The organism is Nocardia jiangxiensis NBRC 101359, from assembly GCF_000308615.1.
In the GTDB taxonomy this organism is placed as follows: Bacteria; Actinomycetota; Actinomycetes; order Mycobacteriales; family Mycobacteriaceae; genus Nocardia; species Nocardia jiangxiensis.
In genome coordinates, this window is sequence record NZ_BAGB01000076.1 from 140,526 (window position 1) to 156,559 (window position 16,034).

A 16,034-nucleotide genomic window follows, 5' to 3' on the forward strand; every position below is an offset into this window, starting at 1 on the left:
GGCATCACCCCGACGCGACCTGGCGTCGTGCGATATCGAAGGTGCGGCGGGCGAGGTCGGAGATGCGGACGTTGTCGTAGCCGGAGACCGCCGTACGAAGCCGGTCGGCCAGGGGGTCGGTCCAGTGCGACGGGATCGCGTTGGCGCCCAGGAGGATTCCCGCGACCGAGCCCGCGGTCGCGGCGGTGGAGTCGGTATCCCAGCCCGCCTGCACGGTGAGGCCGACGGTCCGGGTGAAATCGCCTTCGCCCCAGAGCAATCCGACCGCGACGAGGCAGGCGTTGCCGATCGCGTGCACCCAGTTGTAGTGCCCGTGCCGGACGTGCACGGTGGCGACGGCCTGGTCGTAGCCGATGCCGCGTTCATGATCGGCGATCACCTGCGCGAGTGCGACGGCGAGCCGGGAATGTTCCGGAATCGTCTGTTGCGCAACGCGGATCGCTTCCATAGCGCTGTCCGCGGTGAAGGCCGCGGCGGTCAGGGCGGCGACCCAGATCGCCGCCCAGGCGCCGTTGCCGGTGTGCGAGACCGAGGCATCGCGCGCGGCGAGTTCGGCGGCGCGGGCCGGATCACCCGAACAGACGTAACCGTAGACGTCGGCGCGGACCATCGCGCCGATCCACTCGCGATACGGATTGCGATAGGTCGCGGTGGCGGGCGGTTCCAGGCCGTCGATCAGATTGCGGTAGGCCACCCGATCGGCGGTGTAGGTCTGCAGGAACGGCATTCGGGCCAGCCATTCGGCGGCCACGTCGGCGGCGGTGAACTCGATGCCCTGCTGTTCGAGCATGTGCAGGCTCAGCACCGGATAGTCCAGGTCGTCGTCGCGCGGGCAGCCCTCGATCCGGCCGCGCACCGACTCCGGCCAGCCCGGCGCGAGCCGATAACCCTCCGGCATCGGACTGAGCACCGGAATGTAGTCGGCCAGCGGATAGGCCCCGGCCCGCTCGAGATAGCCGCGAATATGTTGCGGCGACCAGGCGAAACCGTTCTTCAGCGGTTTACCCAGCGTGCAGCCGACGCAGCGACCCAGCCAGCCGCCGTGCACGCGGTCGTACAGGTGGGTCGGATGCACCGGCGACCGCGGCGGCGGGGCGGGCAGGGCCGAGCCGCCCGCCTCGTCGTACGGCCAGCCCGGATCGTGCGGCGCGGCCTCGATGCGCTCGAGCATCAGCCAGCACGCCGCGGCATTGGGCAGCCGGGTATGCGTGAGCTCGCGCACCTCCTCGGCGAAAACATCTACCGCATAACCGGATTCGCGACGTTGCAGCCATTCGAAGTACAGCAGTGCGCGCGGGTCGCCCTCGGGATGGCCGAAGAAGGCGGACTCGATCGGCTCCACACTGTCCACAGAGGTGATGTCCACAGAAGTATTCACAGGATGGTGATGACCGCCTCGACGACCTCGGACAACAGCGGTAGTGATTCCGCACGCTGCGGGGGACGAGCCCACCAGCGCCCCTCGTGGGTGCGCCTGCCGAATCCGGTGGGCAGGATGACATTGCTTCGAGCAGGACCGATATCCACGCCGTGACGCTCCAATTGGACGGTGCATTCGAGATTCGGATACCCATCGAACACCGCGAGGAAAGTGCGGCGCGCCGGTCGTTCCCGGACCAGCACCGGACCGGGCACTCCGCGAACGGTCAGTTCGTCGAGTATCGAGGACCCCAGTTGCTCGGGCGTGTTCACCGCCGCGATCTGGTCGACCAGTGGGAGCACCACGAATCCCGGTGCGGTCACATGCACTCGCGGCAGTCCGAACTGCGACCTGTACGCCTCGGCCCAATCTTGTGGAGTTGCAAGCTGTTCCGATCGCACATTCGACCTCGGCTCCGATGGTCCACCCTCCGGCGACGGGATCGGCCGCCGAGTATCCAGTGAAACCCCGAACCGGTGGTCTCGGCGCAAGTTTCGGTGAACCGTGAGCGAATTATGCAGAACGAAAGCACATGTCGTCGACATACCGACCGTTCGCGTTGTCCGGGGGATCGAGCTCCTCGCCGGACGGGACCCTACCGCGACCGACGGCGACCGGCCACCGATGCGCGGAGCGCAGCCACCGCCCCGGCGCGCATTCGCGCTGGCAAGAGGGCCTGACATCCCTGTTCCGGACCACTCGGACGGGTATCCTCACGACATAGTCGAGGCGCCGGAACCCAGGAGGTCCCCCATGCCCTGCGATCTGATGCTCATCGCCTACGACGGCTCGGAGAACGCCAAACGAGCCGTCGAATACGCCGGGCGATTCCTGGCCGCACCCAAAGCCGTCGTGCTCACCGCCTGGGAGCCGATGGTCCGCCAGGCCGCGCGACTGTCCGGAATGTCCGGCGTGGTCCAGCCCGAATGGGTCTCCGACGAGGAGATCGAGGACATCGCCTACGTCGACGCGCGACAGATCAATGCCGAAGGGGTGCGGCTGGCCAAATTGGCCGGGCTCAACGCCGAACCGCGCACCGCCGAATGCACCTCGACGATCTGGAACGCCATCGTCGACGTCGCCGACGACCTGAACGTGGACATCATCGTCGCCGGAACCCGCGGCGCGACGGGTATCCGGGCGCTGCTGCACTCGAGCGTCGCCGAGGCCGTGCTCAAGCACTGCCACCGGCCGATCCTGCTGGTCCCGCCGGGCCGACATGCCGAATGCCCCTGATCCCGCGCTCGCCGGGTCGGGCTGCCGCGCATCACAGTGAGAGGTGTGTCCCTACCCGGGGTCCGCGCACGGCCAGGCGGACTATCGTCGAGGCATTATGGACGGATTTCTGCTCGCTCAGCCCGGCGGTGTCGTACGGACCGAGGGGGTCCGGCGCGCATTCGACGACGCGGAATCCGCCGCGGCCGAGCTTGCGGGCGGGACGGCCGAGCTGATCGTCGGGGCGCTGCCGTTCGATCCGCGTAACCCCGCGGCGCTGTGCGTGCCCGAGCGGGCGCGGCACACCGCGGGTCCGTGGCGTCCGGCGGCGCTGCCGCCGCTGCCCGAGGTTCGGTTGATCACCGAAATCCCCAGTGCCGCAGAGCATATCGCGCGGGTGAGGAAAATCGTGGAACAGCTCTCGGATCGTTCGCAACCGCTGCGCAAGGTGGTCGCGGCGCGTTCGGTGCTGGTGCAGGCGGACCAGCCGCTCGATCCGGAGGTGGTGGCCGGGCAGCTGCTGAGCAGACATCCGCGGGCCAACGTCTTCGCGGTCGATCTGAGTCCCGCCGGACGGCCGGGAGCCACGCTGGTCGGGGCGACGCCGGAGGTTCTGGTCGCCCGGCACGGCGAGACGGTGACGTTGCGCCCGCTGGCCGGGACGATCGCGCGTCATCGGGATCCGGACCTGGACGCCGAGCGCTCGCGAGAGCTGCTGGCCAGTACGAAGAACCGTGCCGAGCACGCATTCGTCATCGACTGGATCCGTGCGCAACTCGCCCCGCTGTGCGAACTCACCGTCCCGGACGGCCCCGAACTGACCAACACCCACGAGGTGTGGCATCTGGCCACACCGATCAGCGGCCGGGTCCGCGACCCGCACACCACCGCCTTCGATCTGGCCCGCGCCCTGCACCCCACCCCCGCGGTCTGCGGCACCCCCACCGACCTGGCCCTGGACGCCATCACCGCAACCGAGGAGGACCGCGGCTTCTACGGTGGCGCGGTCGGCTGGTGCGATGCCCGCGGCGACGGCGAATGGGTCGTCGCGATCCGCTGCGCCGAACTCTCCCCCGACGGCCGCACCGCGCGCGCCTTCGGCGGCGGCGGAATAGTCGCGGCCTCGGACCCCCGCGCCGAACTCGACGAGACGACCGCCAAGCTCAGAACCTTCCTGGGCAGCCTCAACTGCTCGGTCTGATCGACAGCACCACACGACAGTGCATTTACTTCACTCGGGTCAATGGTAGGTTGTGCCGGATACACACAGGTCGATGTATGGGAGTACCGCGATGAAGTTTGCCGTTCCCGGGGTAGCGAGCGCTGTCGTCGGAGCCGTGCTGGGCGCGGTCGCGGTGTTCGTGGTCACGGCTGCGGCGGCGCAGAATTCGCGGCCCGATGTGGACCGTAGCGGCAACCAGTCGTCATCGTTGCTCAACAACGTTGAGTACGGCAGCCGCTGAGTCGCCGGCCACCACTGAGTCCGATCCGATAGCGCCGCTGGGGCGGCGCTGGTTTCTGGGCACGGTCGTCGGCGCATTCCTGCTGACCTTCCTGCAGGCTCCCGGCCTCACCGTCGCCGACACCAAATTCGATCTCGCCCAGAATCCGCTGGGTTTCCTGCAGCGTGCCGCGCATCTGTGGAGCAGTCAGGCTCCCATGGGGCAGGTGCAGAATCAGGCCTACGGCTACTTCTTTCCGCACGGCAGTTTCTTCGTCCTCGGCCACACGCTGGGCCTGCCCGCCTGGGTGACGCAGCGAATCTGGTGGGCGCTGCTGATTCTCGCCGGGTTCTGGGGCATCGTGCGATTGTGCGAGGTGCTCGGCATCGGCAGCCGCGGATCCCGGATCGTCGCGGCACTGGCTTTCGCCCTGTCGCCGCGGGTGCTGACCACCCTGGGATCGATCTCGTCGGAGACGCTCCCGATGATGCTGGCCCCCTGGGTTCTGCTCGCGCCCGCCGCACTCGGGCGTGTTGTCAAGGTACGCAAGGGGATACGTCGCGGCGACCACGAAACCGACGCGGAGACCGCTACGCCCGCATCGGGCCGAGGGCGCCGGTACGGCGCGCTTTCTCCGGCCGGCAGTGCGCTGGCGCTGGCGCTGATGGGTTCGGTGAACGCGGTCGCGACGGCGGCGGCCTTTCTGCCCGCACTGATCTGGTGGGCCGCGTACGAGCCGAATCGGGCGTGGTGGCGGTTCACGCGGGCCTGGATTCCGCTGCTGGCGTTGGGGACGCTGTGGTGGGTGGTGCCGCTGCTGATGCTCGGCAAGGTGAGTCCGCCGTTCCTGGACTACATCGAATCCTCGGGGGTCACCACCGAATGGGCCTCGCTGGGCGAGGTGTTGCGCGGGACCGACAGTTGGACCCCGTTCGTCTCGCCGGAACGAATCGCGGGCGCGGTGCTGGTCACCCAGCCCGGGGCGGTACTGGCGACCGGACTGCTCGCCGCGGCCGGGATGGCCGGGCTGGCGTTGCGGTCGATGCCGCACCGCGGGCGGTTCGTGCTGATCCTGATGCTCGGGTTGGTCGGGATCTGTGCCGGATACGCCGGGGATCTGGGCGGGCCGTTCGCCGAATCGGTGCGCGTGTTCCTGGACTCCGGCGGCGCGCCGCTGCGCAATGTGCACAAGCTCGAACCGCTGATCCGGATTCCGCTCATCGTCGGGCTGGCTCATCTGCTGCATCGCGTGCCGCTGCCGGGATCCGTGCCGATGCCGGTGTGGCGCAGCGCTTTCGCCCATCCTGAACGGCAGAGGATGGTGGCGGTCGCGGCCCTGATCCTGTGCGCGCTGACACTGTCCACCTCGCTGGCGTGGACCGGCAAACTGGCCCCGCGCGGCGCGTACGACCGGGTTCCGGCCTATTGGACCCAGACCGCGGACTGGCTGGCCGACCATGCCGCGAACACCCGAGCCCTGGTGGTGCCGGGCGCGCCGTTCGCCAGTCAGATCTGGGGACTGACCCGCGACGAACCGTTGCAGGCGCTGGCCAGAACGCCCTGGGCGGTGCGCGACGCCATCCCGCTCACCCCGCCCGGCACGATCCGGGCCATGGATTCGGTGCAGCGGCTGATCGCCGACGGACGCCCCTCGGCCGGTCTGGCATCGACGCTGATCGATCAGGGCATCGGAATTCTGGTGCTGCGCAACGATCTGGACCCCGACACCTCGCGTTCGACCCGGCCACTGCTGGTGCACGAGGCCATCGAAGGCTCGCCCGGATTGACGAAGGTGGCCGAATTCGGGGACGAGATCGTCGCCTCGCACGGCAAGGGACTGGTCTCCGACGGGGATCTGCGGCCGTCCTATCCGGCCATCCAGATATATCGGGTGAGCGCGCCGCATCCGGGTGAGCAGGCCGATATCCACAGCGGACGGGGTGCGCCCGAGTCGTTCCCGGGCGCCTATACGGTGCCGCTGAACTCGGTGCCGGTGGTGCAGGGCGGGCCCGAGGTGCTCGAACGGTTGCGGCGCGATGCCGCCGCGCCGAACGGGCCGGTGCTGCTGTCCACCGATGCGGCGCGAGCCGGGTTGTCCGGCAGCACAACGACTCTCACCGACACTCCGATGGACCGCGAGACCGATTTCGGCCGCGTCGACAATCACAATTCGGCGCTGCGCGCACCGACCGATGCCCGGCGGACCCGAAATCTGGTGCCCGATTACGCCGTTCCGGGAACGCCGCGCGTCCAGGGGCAGTGGTCGGGGGCGACGATCACCGCCTCGAGTTCGGCGGCCGACGCGACCCAGCTGGGCGGGACAGCACCGGGCAGTTCCACCGCCGCGGCCGTGGACGGCGATCCGTCCACCGCCTGGCTGAGCAACAGCGCCGAACACGCTGTGGGCCAATGGCTTCGACTGGATCTGGATCACCCGATCAAGGCGGGGGTGCTGCAGGTGACCACGAGCGCGGCCGCACTGGGCGATCCGGTGGGCCTGATCGAGGTGCGCACCGCACACGGTACGACGGCGGCACGTGTCAGCAAACCCGGTGAGCCCGTGTCCGTTTCACTACCACCGGGCCTGACCGGATGGGTGAAGATCACCGCGATCGAAACCGAGACCGGAAGTCTCGGCGGGCAATTCGGCATCTCCGAGGTCTCCGCGCAGGACTATTCGAACCGGAACGCACCCGTGCCCGTCGCGATCCGCCATCGCACCGTCCTGCCCCCGGTCCCGGCCGGAACACAGGTGCAGGGCTGGAGTCTGGGGCAGGAATTCCCCGGGCGCAGTGGCTGTTTCGACGGGCCCGATCGGGTCCGATGCAGTAACGGACTCGCGCTGCCGCCGGAGGAACCGGGCGCCTTCGAACGCACGCTGAACGTCCCGTCGCCGATGGACGTCACCCCGCAACTGATGGTGCGCGCCCGGCAGGGCCCGGCGCTGGAAGCACTGCTGACCGATCACGATCGACCCATCGCGCGCGGTAAGGCCGACGTCGGCGACCTGCGCGGCTCGGCCTTCGCGGCCACGGACGGCGATCCGAGTACCAGCTGGATCGCCCCGCAGGACACGGTGCGAGATCCCGCGGGCCCCAAGCCGACCCTGACCCTGGAACTGCCCGCGCCGACCCTGGTGGACGGACTCGAGATCACCCCGCCGCGCGGCGCGCTGCCCGCCCGCCCCACCTCGGTCGCGGTCGATCTCGGCGACGGACCGCAGACCCGCAAGCTCGACCCCGACGCACCGGCGGGTCGGCCGATCCGGATCCCGCTGCACCCCCACGTCACCGACCGGATCGAACTGAGCATCGCCACCTGGAATGCCGTACTGGACCGCACCGCACTGGGTTTCGATCAGCAGCAGCCGCCGGGAATCGCCGAGGTGAACGTCCTGGGGCCGGACTATCCGCCGCCCGCACGCGGCGACCGCCCGGTCACCGTCGACTGCGCGCACGGTCCCACCGTCGCGGTGGCGGGACATCTCGTGCACACCACGATCACCGCGACCGCACACCAATTGCTCACCAGCGCACCGGTTCCCGCGAAGGTCTGCGATATCGACACCGTGACCGCGACCGGAAAGACCGCACCCGCCAACGATCACCCGGCCAACGGATCCGGCTCGGTCGCACTGCCGACCGGAAACGTCGACCTCACCGTCGCACCCACCGACCTGTTCTCCGTCGACGAATTGCGTTTGCCCCGAGCCGATCTCACCCCTCGCCCGATCGCGGCTCCGCCCGGCACCCGGCTACTGGTCCTCCCGCTGAGCACCAATGTCGGCTGGCGCGCCCGCACCGCCGACGGCCACGAACTCACCCCCGTCGTCGTCGACGGCTGGCAGCAGGCCTGGCTGCTGCCCGCCACCGCCCGAGGCCCGGTCACCATCGACTTCCCCATCGACCGCTGGTACCGCCTCGCCATCTTCGGCGGCCTACTGCTACTGCTCCCTCTCATAGCCCTCGCTCTCCCTCGACCCCGCCGCTGGTGGAAGCCCGCTCGCACACCCGTCCCCGAGCACGTATCGCCGGACGAACCCCCCCACGGAACGTCGGCCGAGGATGCCCCGGCGCGCAATGATTCAGCCCCCCGCACCTGGAATCTGCGGATACCGGCCGTGCTCGGGCTGACGCTGGCGGTGTTCCTGATCTCCGGGCCGGTCGCGATCGTGCTGGCCGCAATCGGTTTCATCGCGCAGTGGTGGTACCCGCGGATCACGGCGCGAGTGCTCGTGGCGGTCGCCGGAATCGGCACGATGATCTCGGCGGCGGCGCTGTCCACCGGGCCGTGGCGGTCACCGGACGGATATATGGGCGGATCGCTGTGGGTGCAGTTCCCGGCGCTGGCGGCGGTCGTCGCACTGGGCGTCGCGGCGGTCGCGGTCCGGCGGAAGGGCTAGCCGACGCGGCGGCGGACCCAGCGCCGTACCGGCTCCTCGATCAGCGCGTAACCGGCCGCGGACAGCGGCAGGGTGAACAGCACGGTCAGCACCAGCACCTGCGGGAACATCCCGTGGAACGGAATGATGCCGAATATCTGGAACACCACGCTCAGCACCACCAGATGCCAGATGAAGATGCCGTAGGACCAGCGCCCGATCACCGCGGCCAGCCGGCTCTCCAGCCACCGATGCCGGTGCCGGCCCAGGATCAGCGGCGCGAGCAGGCCGAACCCGATCAGCGCGCCCAGCGCCATCTTCACCACGTACTGCCACGATGCGCCGCGCGCCAGCCCGGCCGGTCCGGCCAGATCGGTCGAGGAGGCCAGCAGGGCGATCAACGCCAGCGACCACATGACCCAGCGGTTCGCGGCGATCCGACGCCATCGCGACGGATCCGCGACGGGCGTCTCGACCAGTTCGGCCAGCAGCATTCCGGCCGCGAACCAGGGCAGATAGCCGGGCAGCCAGTTGTCGGCGTGGATCGCGTTGGGTGTGGGCACGGGCAGCAGATTCCAGCCCAGGCTGATCAGACCCAGCGCCAGCACGATCGGCGCACGCCACCGCGCGGACCGCCCGCGCAACCACACCACCGCGAAGGCCAGCAGCGGCAGCACCAGATAGAAGGCCATCTCCACGGACAGACTCCACATCTGGGTCAGCCCGTCGGTCAGCGTCAACGGCACGAAGACCTGGATCAACGCCAGATTCGCCACCCACACCCGACGCCCGGCCGAATCCGCCGCCGTCGGCAGCAGAATCAACACCGCGCACACCACCACCCAATAGGCGGGCAGGATGCGCGCGGCCCGATGCAGGAGATAACGTCCCGCGGACGGCGCGGTCCCCAGGCTGCGGGCCGCGGCGGCATGCGGTCGCCACAGCAGAAATCCGGACAGCCCGAAGAACACCGCAACCGCCATGTCGAATCGCTCGAACACACGGCCCAGCAGCGGAATTCCGGAGGCGCCGGTCTGAAACGCGACATGGGTCAGCACCACGCCCAGCGCGGCCAGCCCGCGCATGCCCTCGAGCGCGGGCACGAAACCGCGCGCCGCCGCGGGCCGGGGCTCGGCCGAGGTGACGGGCATGGTAGTGGTCGTGGTCATCGGGTTCCAGTCTGCCGCGTGGGTATCCGCACCGGGATTCGGGATGTTTCCGGGCTCGGATCGGCGCTCGAGGGGTGCGGACTGTTAGTGTCGGGGCTCACGAGTGCTACGCCGTGACCACAGCGTTACTCGGAACTGCTTGGTACGACGACGAGGAGAGTTTGCATGGCACTCAGTGCCGGTACCAGAAGGACGGTGGCCTGCGTGCTCGTGGGTCTGGGCGCGCTGCTGATCGTCGCGGCGGTACTGATCCCAACATATACCCTCGGTCAGCTGGCCAAGACTCCCCTCGACCTGGAAATCACCACGATCGCACCGAATGACGCGAATGCGCCCAGCAAGGTCCTCGATATCAAGTCGCTCACCTCGGGCACCGGTGCGGCGAAGGTCAACTCCAACGTACGGCTGATCTCGCAGCGGTATCTGACCGTCGAGGATCCCTCGGACAAAACTCAGATGACGATCCAGGCCGGTCAGACCCTGCGCAACATCGACGCCCAGGGTGACACCGGTCTGCTGTCGGCGGTCATCGACCGGGTCACCATCAACCGCAAGACCGGTATGCCGGTCGACGACGACCCGAACGGCTCGATCGCGGTGAACACCGACAGCAACGGCAACAGCATCGCCGACCCGGTCCAGCACGACGGCCTGCAGTACCGGTTCCCGATCGGCACCGACAAGAAGACGTACCCGTACTTCGACATCAACGCGCGCAAGTCGTTCGACATCGACTTCGTCGACCAGACCGAGATCAACGACCTGAAGGTCTACCACTTCCAGCAGAAGATCCCGGCTACCGATCTGTCGAAGGTGGTCGCCACCACCAGCAACCAGGTGAGCCTGCCCGCCTCCAAGTGGGGCATCCCCGGCGGTGACACCCCCGTCACGATGGATCGCTTCTACACCAACACCCGCGACCTGTGGGTCGAGCCCCAGACCGGCACCATCATCAAGGGTTCCGAGCAGATCCACATGTACTACGCGCGCAACGGCGCCAAGCCGGACGTCACCGCGCTGCAGTCGACGCTGGTGTTCGACGACAACACGGTGAACTCGCAGATCGCGATCGCCAAGGACAATATGGACAAGCTCTCCCTGTACGGGCGGACGCTGCCGATCATCCTGGGCGCCGTGGGCGTGATCCTGCTGATCGTCGGCCTGGTGTTCGGCCTTCGCGGCAACGGCAGCGAGAAGCCGGGACGTCTGGTTCGGCCGAAGAACCCCAAGGGCGGTGAGAGCGCCGATCCGCGTCCGGGGTCCGGGTTCAATGTCAACGATCAGCCGACGACGCAGATCAAACTGCCGCGGAACACCTGAATGACCCGATAGGGCAATACGATTCGCCGGTGGCTCCCCGTGAAGCGGGGAGCCACCGGCTTTTTCGTTGCGTGGCACGTGCCGTGCAGCGATCAGGCCGAATGGTGAACCGGCACATCGTGATCGCGGACGGCCGCACGTAGCACCACGATGATCATCAGTACCGCGACGACTCCGACGACGAGCGTCGAGATGCCGATCAGCGCGGGCAGCGTGTGGGCGAACAGCGCGATCGCACCCACCTCGACGGCCAGTCCGATCCAGGTGATCGCGGCCGGGGCGGTGCGATCCAGCGCGATCGCCGACAGCAGCGCACCCTGCAGCAGGGCCAGCAACGCGCCGTCGAGGGCGAACAACCAGAGCCAGCCCTCGATCGGGGCATAGTCACCTCCGGCGAGCAACGGAGCCAGTGGTGCGAGAACCGTCGCACCCGCCACCGCCGCGACGCCGACACCCAGCAGCACGCCCAGCGCGGCACGGATCGCGCGGGCCGAATACTGCGGCTGCGCCATCCGCGGATACAGCACCACACCGACCGCCTGCGGCAGCCAGAACGCGATCTTCGTGGCGATCGCACCCAGCGCATACCGTCCGGCGTCGTCCCGCTCCAGCACGATCCGCGCCACGATCAGATCCGCCGAGGACATCGCCATCAACGCCGCCTGCACCTGCACGGCCCGCAACACCGCCATACCGCCCGCGCGGATCCGCAACGTGTCCCGGGAGTCCGTCGCGGCGGCCGCGTATGGACCGGCCGTCGTCGCTTCCCGCAGATTGCTTCCGCGTCCCGCGTATGCGCGATCACGATGGCGGGAGTCGGCGGAACTCGGATCGGGGCCGGCCGCACTCCCGTCGGAAGTATCGGAGCCGACCTCGATACCGCCGGGGTCCGGGTCGAGGGTGCTCACCACCGGAACAGCGGCCCAGCGAGCGCCCAGGGCCGCGACGAACAGGCCCAGGGCCGCGGCCCACAGCGCGGCGGTAGCGCCCGCCCCCGCCGCGAGCACGACCAGAGCCGGGGCGACCCGCGCGATGCCGGCACCGCCGAGGACCGTCGCCAAGGCGCGAAAACGTCGGCCGCCCTGCAGAATTCCCTGCTCACCCGACAGCAGCACCTGCGCGGGTGCGGCGAGCAACGCACCGGCGGCCGCGACCGCGCCGACGTGCAGCACCGCACTCACCACCGGCACCAGCACCGCCGCGACGACGGCGACGACCGCCGCACACCACCACCCCAGCGCCCGCACCGTCGCCACTCGCGCACCGCGCACCAGCTCACGCGCCACGACGTTCTGCAGCGCCAATGCCGGAACCGCACACAGCAGCTGCACCGCCAGCAGACTCGCGAACTCGCCGTATCCGGCCACCCCCAGCCACCGCCCGGCCAGCAACTGCAGCAGATATCCGGCCACATTCGCCGTCATCGCCCCAGCAGTCACCAGCGTCAGATCCGCGACAGCGGGCAGACGACGGACACGGGACATCCCGCCATGCTGCCACCTCCCACCCTCCCCGCGCCGACGCGGCCCGCGCCGCATCGCCGGATCGCACACGCGAGCCCAGCACCAAGCCGACACCCGCACCCCGAAATCAGCCGACGAGCGCCGCACAGGTGCAGACCGGGCGACAGGCACGCCACACAGCAGATGTGCCACACGACAGCGGCAGACCGGACCGAAGGCAGACCGGACGAACAGGCGGGTCGGTGAGGTCGGGCGGACAGGTGTGGGTGGGGGCGGCGGGTGCGGGGTGGGGACGTAGGGTGGCTGAGCGTGACTGGGCGCGGGCGCGGGGTGCGGTGGGACCGGATCTGGCCTGCCGGGTACAGCCTGGTGTTGGCGTTGGTGGTGGTGGGGCCGCTGCTCGGGCCGGGGTATCTGCTGTTGCGGGACGGGGTGAGTACGCCGCGGTCCTATCCGACCGATTCGGCGCTGGGGCTGGGCGATGCCGCGCCGCGGGCCGTGCCGCAGGACTGGCTGCTCGCGACGGTGTCGTCGGTCGTGGACGGCGGGATCGTGGTGAAGGCGATCCTGGTCGCCGCACTGTGGGCCGCCGGATGGGGTGCGGCCGCGCTGGCCCGGCGACTGCTCGACGTCCCGGTCGGACCGCAGCTGGTGGCCGCCACCATCGCCGTCTGGAACCCCTATGTGGCCGAACGGCTGCTCCAAGGGCATTGGAGCCTGCTGGCCGGTTACGCCGCCCTGCCGTGGACCGTACTGGCGGCGTACGGAATCCGGCGGCATGCGCAGGAAAAACTCACCGTCGCAGCGCAACCGGACCAGAACCTCAGGCGTGATGCTGCGGACGTGCACGGCGAGGCGAACAACCACGACCAGGTGAACGACCACGACCAGGCGGGCAGGCATATCCGAGCGGGCGCACGCAGCCGGAGGAACGCGCGCATCGGGGCGGGTACCCGCGGCCGGGTGAATGTGCGCGGCCAGGGGTTTCGGGCGTGGGCGGTGTTGGGGAGTTGTCTGGCTGCGGCGGGATTGACGCCGACCGGAGCGCTGCTGGCGGGTTGTGTGGCCTTCGTGGTGATCGGTCGGCGGAATCTGGTTGGGGCGCTGGGGTTGTGGTGTGTCGCCTCGGCGCCGTGGCTGGTGGCGGTCGCGTTGTCGGGGACGGGGGCCGAGCCTTCGGATCCGGCGGGGATCACCGCTTTCGCGGCGCGTGCCGAACCCGGGCTCGGCACGATCGGCAGCCTGGCCGGACTCGGCGGAATCTGGAACGCGCAGGCCGTACCCGGTTCACGCACAACGTTGTTCGCACTGGTGGGGACGGTGGTGCTGCTCCTCGTCGTGGCCGGCGGAATCCGGCGCGTCGCAGCGCCGGGTGATGCGGCCACCCGCTATATCCGGCGAGCGCTGCTGATCCTCGCGGCGGTAGTGATCGCGCTCCCGGCGCTCGGTGCGACCGGCTGGGGATTGCACGTCGGCCAGTTCCTCGTCACCCGGATCCCCGGTGCCGGATTGTTCCGCGACACACAGAAATACGTCGCGCTCGCCATGCCCGCGTTCGCCCTGTGCGCCGCCGCGGGCTGCGGCGCGATCGCCGCCAGGGTTGGGTCGGCACTGCGGGAACCGAACGTCCCGGAACATCCCTCGCCGGTGAATCCCTCCGACGGCACCCTGGAACGCAATACAGACATCACCGAACACCACAGCCCCGCAGCACATCCCGATGCTGCATCAGGGGGCGACACCGCGCCACAGGGCGAAGCAGCGCGAGACAGTGAAGCAGCGCGGGAGGATGCGGCCGCCGAACCTGCACGCGCAGATGACAGCAGCGGAACAGGTTTGGTTGCAGCGGTATTCATCGTGCTGTTGATCGTGGTCCTGCCGGATCTGGCGTGGGGCGTGGGTGGCGCGATGCGGGCGGTCCGGTACCCGGCGGGGTGGCAGCAGGTTGCCGAGCGGATGGACGGCCCCGGCGACGTCGCGGTGCTGCCCGGTGGGATGTTTCGCGAATTCCCCTACAGCGGAAGAGTTCCCGTACTCGACCCGGCACCACGGATGCTGCCGCGCGACGTACTACAGACCGGGGAGCTGCCGGTGCGAGGCGGCACCGTCACCGGGGAGGGTTCACGGGCCCGGATCGTCGAGAAGTTGCTGCTGAGCGGTGCGACGCCCGACGAACTCGCGGCGCACGGAGTCGGCTGGGTCCTGGTGGAGCACACCTCACCCGGTCCGCTCGGTGATTCGCGAGCGACCCTGGACCGATCGACCGCCGTGTACACCGACCACGATCTGAGCCTGTACCGAGTGCCGAATCCGCGCGACATGTCGGCGAAATCCCATGGCCTGCACCGATCCATCGCGACCATCGCACATCTGGCCTGGGCGCTGCTACTCCTGACCGGCGTAGCGGCCGCGGCGTGCGGCCGATGGCCTATTCGGCGTACCGGACGCGCGGAGCGACCAGACCGCTGACGTACTCCCCGCGAGCGGCGGCCGACAACACCTCGTGGACGCCGTTCGCGGTCAACTCCCAGGAGAACTCGCGCGCACGAGCACGAGCCTTCTCCCCCATGACCGTTCGCGTCTCGGCGGTGGCGAGCAGTTCACCGACGGCCTCGCTCAACTGCTCCGGATCGTCCACCAGCAGCCCGGTCACCCCGTCAACGACCGAATCGGTGAGCCCGCGCGAACTGCGGTACCCGACCGTGGCCACACCGTGCTGCGCGGCCTCGATCACCGCCAGCCCCCAGCCCTCCTTGCGCGAGGGCAGCACGTGCACCCATGCGCGCGAGAGCAATTCGTGTTTGCGAGCCTCGTCGACGTGGCCGTGGAAGGTCACCGACCCGGCGATGTGCAGTTGGTGGGCACGAATCTTCAGGTTCTCCGCCCACCAGCCGTCACCGATGACGTCCAGGTGCAGCCCCGGGTACCGACCCCGCAGGGCGGCCACCACGGCGAGCGCGTCCTCGATCTGCTTGTGCGGCACCAGCCGGGAGAGCACCACGATGCTCGGATGCGGCGTCCGGGTCTGCGCCGCACCGGTCGGCGCCTGCGCCGGGACGGGTTCGGCGCCGTTGCGCACCACCGCGATTCGCGATCGGCCCACCCCGAGCGAGGCGAGTTCCTCCGCCGAGGGCAGCGAGACGGTCAGATACTGGTTGCGGCGGTGCGCCCACGGCGACAGCCGCGACTCGATCCACCAGCCGACCCGGCCCACCCAGTGCCCGGCGACCGGCCACTGCTCCCGGTGTCCGTGATGCACCAGCACCACCGCGGGCGCGCGCGTCACCGCACGGGCGAAGAACGGAATGCCGTTCTGCGTGTCGATCACCGCATCCGGCCGCACGTCACGCAACGGTCCCAGGCCGATACGCCCGAGCAGCATCGCCGCCAGCGCCCGCGGATACACCGTGAAACGCCCACCGGCCCGGCTGATCTCGATCCCGTCGACCCGCTCCCGCCGCGCCGCGCCGCGATACCGCGCGGTACGCAGCGTCACCTTCACTCCGCGCGCGGCGAGTTGCGCACCCACCTGCTCGAGATACCGTTCGCTGCCGCCCCCTTGCGGATGACCGGTGTCCCGCCAGCACAGCAGCAACACTTCGCGCACTTCGGCGACTCGAGTCG

11 protein-coding genes are annotated in these 16,034 nt (G+C 69.4%); 6 read left to right on the forward strand and 5 right to left on the reverse strand.

Annotation, left to right across the window (positions count from 1 at the left end):
• Nucleotides 1–4 precede the first annotated feature (4 nt).
• Together ON40_RS33255 and ON40_RS33260 are read right to left on the reverse strand one after the other, a co-directional pair.
• Nucleotides 5–1,366: an ADP-ribosylglycohydrolase family protein gene (locus ON40_RS33255; RefSeq protein WP_218008900.1), complete on the reverse strand. Its 1,362-nt coding sequence runs from the start codon at nt 1,364–1,366 to the stop codon at nt 5–7.
• An 8-nt stretch (nt 1,367–1,374) separates the two neighbouring features.
• Nucleotides 1,375–1,743, reverse strand: coding sequence for a hypothetical protein (locus ON40_RS33260; protein ID WP_040829098.1), 369 nt, complete (start codon nt 1,741–1,743; stop codon nt 1,375–1,377).
• A gap of 430 nt (nt 1,744–2,173) precedes the next feature.
• Between ON40_RS33260 and ON40_RS33265 the strand changes: the two genes are divergently transcribed.
• The 4 genes from ON40_RS33265 to ON40_RS33275 all read left to right on the forward strand — a co-directional run bounded on the left by ON40_RS33265 (nt 2,174) and on the right by ON40_RS33275 (nt 8,479).
• On the forward strand, nt 2,174–2,656 hold the full coding sequence (locus ON40_RS33265; RefSeq protein ID WP_040829099.1) for a universal stress protein: 483 nt from the start codon (nt 2,174–2,176) through the stop codon (nt 2,654–2,656).
• A gap of 97 nt (nt 2,657–2,753) precedes the next feature.
• Nucleotides 2,754–3,836, forward strand: coding sequence for an isochorismate synthase (locus tag ON40_RS33270; protein WP_040829100.1), 1,083 nt, complete (start codon nt 2,754–2,756; stop codon nt 3,834–3,836).
• A gap of 91 nt (nt 3,837–3,927) precedes the next feature.
• A complete protein-coding gene (locus ON40_RS50325) occupies nt 3,928–4,098 on the forward strand; it encodes a DUF2613 domain-containing protein (RefSeq protein WP_083896113.1) in 171 nt (56 codons plus the stop codon).
• Nucleotides 4,079–8,479 (forward strand): alpha-(1->3)-arabinofuranosyltransferase, encoded by a 4,401-nt coding sequence (locus ON40_RS33275; RefSeq protein ID WP_245568091.1) that lies wholly within the window; start codon nt 4,079–4,081, stop codon nt 8,477–8,479. The genes ON40_RS50325 and ON40_RS33275 overlap by 20 nt, the downstream gene beginning before the upstream one ends.
• On the opposite strand, the gene ON40_RS33280 is transcribed toward ON40_RS33275, so the two are convergent.
• Complete coding sequence (locus tag ON40_RS33280; RefSeq protein ID WP_040829101.1) at nt 8,476–9,627, reverse strand: acyltransferase family protein; 1,152 nt, start codon at nt 9,625–9,627, stop codon at nt 8,476–8,478. The genes ON40_RS33275 and ON40_RS33280 overlap by 4 nt on opposite strands.
• Nucleotides 9,628–9,792: 165 nt before the next feature.
• On the opposite strand from ON40_RS33280, the gene pgfA reads away from it, so the two are divergent.
• Complete coding sequence (pgfA, locus tag ON40_RS33285; RefSeq protein WP_040829103.1) at nt 9,793–10,947, forward strand: cell envelope lipid trafficking protein PgfA; 1,155 nt, start codon at nt 9,793–9,795, stop codon at nt 10,945–10,947.
• A 92-nt stretch (nt 10,948–11,039) separates the two neighbouring features.
• Here pgfA and ON40_RS33290 read toward each other — a convergent pair whose 3' ends face one another.
• On the reverse strand, nt 11,040–12,431 hold the full coding sequence (locus ON40_RS33290; RefSeq protein WP_040829104.1) for a polysaccharide biosynthesis protein: 1,392 nt from the start codon (nt 12,429–12,431) through the stop codon (nt 11,040–11,042).
• A 309-nt stretch (nt 12,432–12,740) separates the two neighbouring features.
• On the opposite strand from ON40_RS33290, the gene ON40_RS54930 reads away from it, so the two are divergent.
• Entirely contained in the window at nt 12,741–14,879 is a 2,139-nt protein-coding gene (locus tag ON40_RS54930; RefSeq protein WP_505789487.1) for a hypothetical protein, read from the forward strand.
• On the opposite strand, the gene ON40_RS33300 is transcribed toward ON40_RS54930, so the two are convergent.
• Nucleotides 14,839–16,017 carry a glycosyltransferase family 4 protein gene (locus ON40_RS33300; RefSeq protein ID WP_040829329.1) on the reverse strand — a complete coding sequence of 393 codons (1,179 nt, stop codon included), beginning with the start codon at nt 16,015–16,017 and terminating at the stop codon, nt 14,839–14,841. The two genes, ON40_RS54930 and ON40_RS33300, sit on opposite strands and share 41 nt — an antisense overlap.
• Nucleotides 16,018–16,034 lie beyond the last annotated feature (17 nt).

What these genes read in the sequence shown, in the direction of transcription:
- ON40_RS33280 (WP_040829101.1), bottom strand. Translation starts at nt 9,627, where the DNA reads ATGACCACGACCACTACCATGCCCGTCACCTCGGCCGAGCCCCGGCCC.
- ON40_RS33265 (WP_040829099.1), top strand. Translation starts at nt 2,174, where the DNA reads ATGCCCTGCGATCTGATGCTCATCGCCTACGACGGCTCGGAGAACGCC.
- ON40_RS33270 (WP_040829100.1), top strand. Translation starts at nt 2,754, where the DNA reads ATGGACGGATTTCTGCTCGCTCAGCCCGGCGGTGTCGTACGGACCGAG.
- pgfA (WP_040829103.1), top strand. Translation starts at nt 9,793, where the DNA reads ATGGCACTCAGTGCCGGTACCAGAAGGACGGTGGCCTGCGTGCTCGTG.
- ON40_RS33290 (WP_040829104.1), bottom strand. Translation starts at nt 12,431, where the DNA reads ATGTCCCGTGTCCGTCGTCTGCCCGCTGTCGCGGATCTGACGCTGGTG.
- ON40_RS50325 (WP_083896113.1), top strand. Translation starts at nt 3,928, where the DNA reads ATGAAGTTTGCCGTTCCCGGGGTAGCGAGCGCTGTCGTCGGAGCCGTG.